The 284-nt window shown below is 46.1% G+C and carries 1 pseudogene; it reads left to right on the top strand.

Annotated features, from left to right (window positions below):
- Window positions 1–284, top strand: a pseudogene (locus R0J92_RS22480) (hypothetical protein); the annotation flags it as partial.

Below are 284 nucleotides of genomic sequence, written 5' to 3'. Positions count from 1 at the left end.
ATGCAGTGGAACACGGCATCACAGACCAAGAAGTCGGATTCACACTCGATGACGAGGGAGACATCATCGCAGCAGATGTTCCGGAAGAAGCAAAACAGGAACTATTGGATGCATACGGAGAATACATTGCAGCGTTCAATGCAGAAGACATGGACCGTTATATGGCGACGATCGCTGAAGATCCGGATGGCTTTGATCGCGAAGAAGATCAGCAAGCTTTGGCTGAAGCTTTCGAAAACTATGATACGACATATTCGACAAGTGATGAAACCATCGTTAAATAC

The sequence above is a fragment of the Tritonibacter sp. SIMBA_163 genome, assembly GCF_046535935.1.
Lineage (GTDB): Bacteria > Pseudomonadota > Alphaproteobacteria > Rhodobacterales > Rhodobacteraceae > Epibacterium > Epibacterium scottomollicae.
This window is presented reverse-complemented; position numbering and strand designations above follow the sequence as displayed.